Origin of the sequence: Pseudomonas sp. PS01303, assembly GCF_029959385.1 — a bacterium.
GTDB classification, from domain to species: domain Bacteria; phylum Pseudomonadota; class Gammaproteobacteria; order Pseudomonadales; family Pseudomonadaceae; genus Aquipseudomonas; species Aquipseudomonas rustica.
The window spans coordinates 1-4,329 of record NZ_JASCPK010000252.1; the positions used below are offsets into that span (position 1 = coordinate 1).

Below are 4,329 nucleotides of genomic sequence, written 5' to 3' on the forward strand. Positions count from 1 at the left end.
ACGAAATTCCCCTGTAGGAGCTGCCGCAGGCTGCGATCTTTTGATCTTGTTTTTAAAAATCAAAGTCAAAAGATCGCAGCCTGCGGCAGCTCCTATAGGGCTTCGGTTTGGTTTTGTTTTCGGGTGATGACCAAACTCAACAACACAGAACCAAAAATCACCCCGCCCACCACCAGCAGCGACCACTCCACCGGCATGTGAAACCATGGCATCAGCACCATTTTTCCGCCGATAAACACCAGCACAATTGCCAGCCCGTACTTGAGCAAATGAAAGCGGTCAGCCATGTCCGCCAGCAGGAAGTACAGCGCGCGCAAGCCCATGATCGCGAAGATGTTCGAGGTGAACACAATGAACGGGTCAGTCGTTACGGCGAAGATCGCCGGGATGCTGTCGACCGCGAACATCAAATCACTGGCCTCGATCAATACCAGCACCAGAAACATCGGCGTCGCCCAGCGCACACCGTTTTGCAGAACAAAAAACCGTTCGCCATGAAAGCCACTGGTGATGCGCATATGACCGCGCACCCAGCGCAGCAGCGGATTCTTGTCGAGATCCGGTTGCTGGTCAGCAAATACCAGCATCTTGATCCCGGTGATGATCAGGAACACGCCGAACGCGTACAGCAGCCATTCGAACTGCGACACCAGCCACACGCCGGCGAAAATCATCACCGCGCGCATCACAATCGCCCCGAGCACGCCGTACAGCAGCACGCGGCGTTGCAACTCCGGCGGCACCGCGAAGTAGGTGAAAATCATCACGAAGATGAACATGTTGTCGATCGACAGCGATTGCTCGATCAGATAACCGGTGAGAAATTCCAGGGTCTTCTGCCGGGCGATATCGGCACCGAATTCGCCGTGCAAATACCACCACAACAGCGCGGCGAAACTCAGTGCCAACAAGCACCAGGCAATCACCCAGGACAAGGCTTCGCGCACTGAGACGCGGTGCGCCTTGCGCCCGCCGAACACAAAGAGATCCAATGCGAGCATCGCCAGCACGAAGACGACGAAGCCGCCCCACATCCACGGTTCGCCGATATTGATATTGGTTGAAGGCATGTCACGCTCCCTGTCTTTTATTCGATTAGCGTCAGACGTGGCCATGCTAGCGACGAGTTTGCGCGAAAGAAAAATCGTTTATTTCTGCGGTAGAGTTCGATAAAAACGAAGTGTCGGGCCATCAATGCAGTCCGACTCATCCTCGAATTTCGGGTCGCACCTTTGGTGTTACCCCTACAGGGCGGCACTTTCAGCCATGCAAACCGACATCCTCGAACCGCAAGCCGTGTGCAGCCCGATCACTCGCAGCGCGATTTTTATCGTCGCGACACTCAATGAAGGCGCCGACGCCGCCGCAACCGTGAAAGGCTGGTGCGGCGACGTCGCCGGGCTGGTGCGCTCGGTCGGCAAGCGCGTGCCGTCAGGCAACCTGACCTGCATCTGCGGCTTTTCCTCGAACGCCTGGGATCGTTTATTCGGCAGCCCGCGACCGGCGTCCCTGCACGCGTTCCGCGAATTTGGCGGGGAAGGGCGACACGCGCCGTCAACTCCCGGCGATCTGCTGCTGCACATCCGCGCCGATCAGATGGATCTGTGTTTTGAACTGGCGACGCAAATCATGGCCGTGCTGGGCGATGCCGTCACCGTGGTCGACGAGGTGCAGGGTTTCCGTTATTTCGACATGCGCAGCATCATCGGTTTTGTCGACGGCACGGAAAACCCGGTCGGGCGCAAAGCGGTGAATTTCACCATCGTCGGTGATGAAGATCCGGGCTTCAGTGGCGGCAGCTACGTGCTGGTGCAGAAATACCTGCACAACATGACGGCGTGGAATTCGCTGAGCGTTGAGGCGCAGGAGCGAGTGATCGGCCGCAAGAAACTCTCCGACATCGAACTGGACGACTCGGTCAAACCTTCCAATTCACACAGTGCACTGACGACGATCACCAACGCCGAGGGCGAGGAGGTGAAGATCCTGCGCGACAACATGCCGTTTGGCCGACCGGGAGCGGGGGAGTTTGGTACGTTCTTTATTGGCTATGCGCGTTCGCCTGAGCCGATGGAACAGATGTTGGAAAATATGTTTGTCGGCAAGCCAGTCGGCAACTATGACAAGTTGCTGGATTTCAGCACTGCAGTAACCGGGAGCCTGTATTTCGTGCCGTCGGCTGATTTGCTGGAAGAGTTGGCGGATCGCTGATCAACGAAAGAACTCCCCCGGCGTTTCGCCAAATTGTTGCCGAAACGCCGCAATAAACGCTGACGTTGAATCGTATCCACAGGCCAGCGCCACATCGGTGACGCGTTCACCTTTCTCCAGCGGCGTCAGTGCCCCGAGCAGGCGCAGGCGTTGGCGCCAGGCGCGGAAGGCCAGGCCGGTGTCGCGCAGGAACAGGCGGGTAAGGGTCTTTTCGGTGATGCCAAATTTTTCGCTCCAGTGACTCAGCGTGGTCTGCTGCTCCGGGTGTTGCTCCAGGCTTTGGTAGATTTGTTTTAAGCGCGCGTCCTGCGGCAGCGGTAGCATCAGATCGATCTGCGGCGCATCGGCCAGTTGATCGAGGATCACCTGCGCCATGCGCCCGTGCGGGCCGCTCTGGTCGTATTCCACCGGCACCTGACTGAACGCGCGGATCAGTTCGCGAAGCAAATCACTGACGCCGAGCACATGACAATACTCAACTGCCCAACCCGCCACGCTGCAATCGATGTAGAGGCTGCGCATTTCGGTGTGCGGCGAGCTGAATACCCGATGCGGCACACCGGCCGGAATCCACACCGCGCGCTCCGGTGGCGCGACAAAGCGGCCGGCGCTGGTCTGCACTTCGAGCACACCTTGAATCGCGTACGACAACTGCACCCACGGGTGACTATGGCGCCGGGTCAGTGCGCGATTGGGCAGTGATTCCGTGCGTCCATACAGCGGACGCGGCAGGCTGGGCAGCCCGGGAATGCTGCGGCGAATGCTTTTGTCATGTCCTTTAGGCGGCATCTCAAGGCTCTTCGGCGTTAGTCGGTAATTTTCAGTCACGTTAGAGTCGTCGGCACGCACTGGCAACCCCCGGATAAAAACACCATGACTCGCCCAAGATTTTTGCCCGATAACTTCACCCTGACGCTGATCGGCGTTGTGCTGCTCGCCAGTTTTCTGCCGGCCAGCGGCCAGGTCGCGGTCGGTTTTGGCTGGCTGACCAACATCGCCATCGCGCTGCTGTTTTTCCTGCATGGCGCCAAGCTCTCTCGCGAATCAATCATCGCCGGCGCCGGTCACTGGCGTTTGCATCTGTTGGTGTTCGGCCTGACCTTCGTGCTGTTCCCGCTGTTGGGCCTGGCGCTGAAACCGCTGCTCTCACCGCTGATCGGCGACAAGCTGTACATGGGCATGTTGTACCTCTGCGCCTTGCCGGCCACGGTGCAGTCGGCGATTGCCTTCACATCGCTGGCGCGAGGCAATATTCCGGCGGCGATTTGCAGCGCGGCGGCATCGAGCCTGTTCGGTATCTTCCTCACGCCGTTGCTGGTGACGCTGTTGCTCAACGTCCACGGTGACGGCGGCTCGACGCTGGATGCGATCCTCAAGATCAGCGTGCAATTGCTCCTGCCGTTTATTGCCGGACAGATTGCCCGCCGCTGGATCGGCGCGTGGGTCGGCCGCAACAAGAGCTGGTTGAAATTCGTTGATCAGGGCTCGATTCTGCTGGTGGTGTACGGCGCGTTCAGCGAGGCGGTCAATGAAGGCATCTGGCATCAGATTCCGCTCATTGAGCTGCTGGGACTGGTGGTGGTTTGCTGCATTTTGCTGGCGCTGGTGCTCGTGGCCTCGACGCTGTTGGGCAAGGCGTTTGGCTTCAATCAGGAAGACCGCATCACCATCCTGTTCTGCGGCTCGAAAAAGAGCCTGGCCACTGGCGTGCCGATGGCCCAGGTGTTGTTTGCCGGCAGCACGATTGGCGTGTTGATTCTGCCGCTGATGTTGTTTCATCAGATTCAGTTGATGATCTGTGCGGTGTTGGCGCAGCGTTATGCAAAACGACCGGAGTCGGTGCCGGAGTTGATGGCACAGGTTGATCCGTGAGCTGAAACCTCACGCCCGAACGCACGAATCCTTGTAGGAGCCGAGCTTGCTCGCGGAAGCGGTGCGTCTGCCACGATGATTTTGAATGTGATGACGCCTTCGCAAGCAAGCCCGCTCCCACAGGGTTGAGCGTCGTACACAAAATCGGCGGCACATCACAAATCATTGTAGGAGTGAGCCTGCTCGCGATGGCGTTGTGTCAGCCACCTTCTTCGGCGCAGACACTGCGCTATCGCGAGCAGGCTC

Annotated in this window: 4 protein-coding genes; 2 read left to right on the forward strand and 2 right to left on the reverse strand. The window is 58.5% G+C overall.

Going from position 1 to position 4,329, the window contains the following annotated elements:
* Positions 1-92: 92 nt before the first annotated feature.
* Positions 93-1,070, reverse strand: a complete 978-nt coding sequence (locus QMX93_RS29895; protein WP_282359170.1) for a TerC family protein — start codon at positions 1,068-1,070, stop codon at positions 93-95.
* A 196-nt stretch (positions 1,071-1,266) separates the two neighbouring features.
* Between QMX93_RS29895 and QMX93_RS29900 the strand changes: the two genes are divergently transcribed.
* Positions 1,267-2,211 carry a Dyp-type peroxidase gene (locus tag QMX93_RS29900; RefSeq protein ID WP_282359172.1) on the forward strand — a complete coding sequence of 315 codons (945 nt, stop codon included), beginning with the start codon at positions 1,267-1,269 and terminating at the stop codon, positions 2,209-2,211.
* Here QMX93_RS29900 and QMX93_RS29905 read toward each other — a convergent pair whose 3' ends face one another.
* Complete coding sequence (locus QMX93_RS29905) at positions 2,212-3,000, reverse strand: helix-turn-helix transcriptional regulator (protein WP_282359174.1); 789 nt, start codon at positions 2,998-3,000, stop codon at positions 2,212-2,214. It lies immediately after the preceding gene.
* 84 nt (positions 3,001-3,084) lie between these two features.
* Between QMX93_RS29905 and QMX93_RS29910 the strand changes: the two genes are divergently transcribed.
* Entirely contained in the window at positions 3,085-4,083 is a 999-nt protein-coding gene (locus QMX93_RS29910; protein WP_282359176.1) for a bile acid:sodium symporter family protein, read from the forward strand.
* Positions 4,084-4,329 lie beyond the last annotated feature (246 nt).

What these genes read in the sequence shown, in the direction of transcription:
- QMX93_RS29910 (WP_282359176.1), top strand. Translation starts at nt 3,085, where the DNA reads ATGACTCGCCCAAGATTTTTGCCCGATAACTTCACCCTGACGCTGATC.
- QMX93_RS29895 (WP_282359170.1), bottom strand. Translation starts at nt 1,070, where the DNA reads ATGCCTTCAACCAATATCAATATCGGCGAACCGTGGATGTGGGGCGGC.
- QMX93_RS29900 (WP_282359172.1), top strand. Translation starts at nt 1,267, where the DNA reads ATGCAAACCGACATCCTCGAACCGCAAGCCGTGTGCAGCCCGATCACT.
- QMX93_RS29905 (WP_282359174.1), bottom strand. Translation starts at nt 3,000, where the DNA reads ATGCCGCCTAAAGGACATGACAAAAGCATTCGCCGCAGCATTCCCGGG.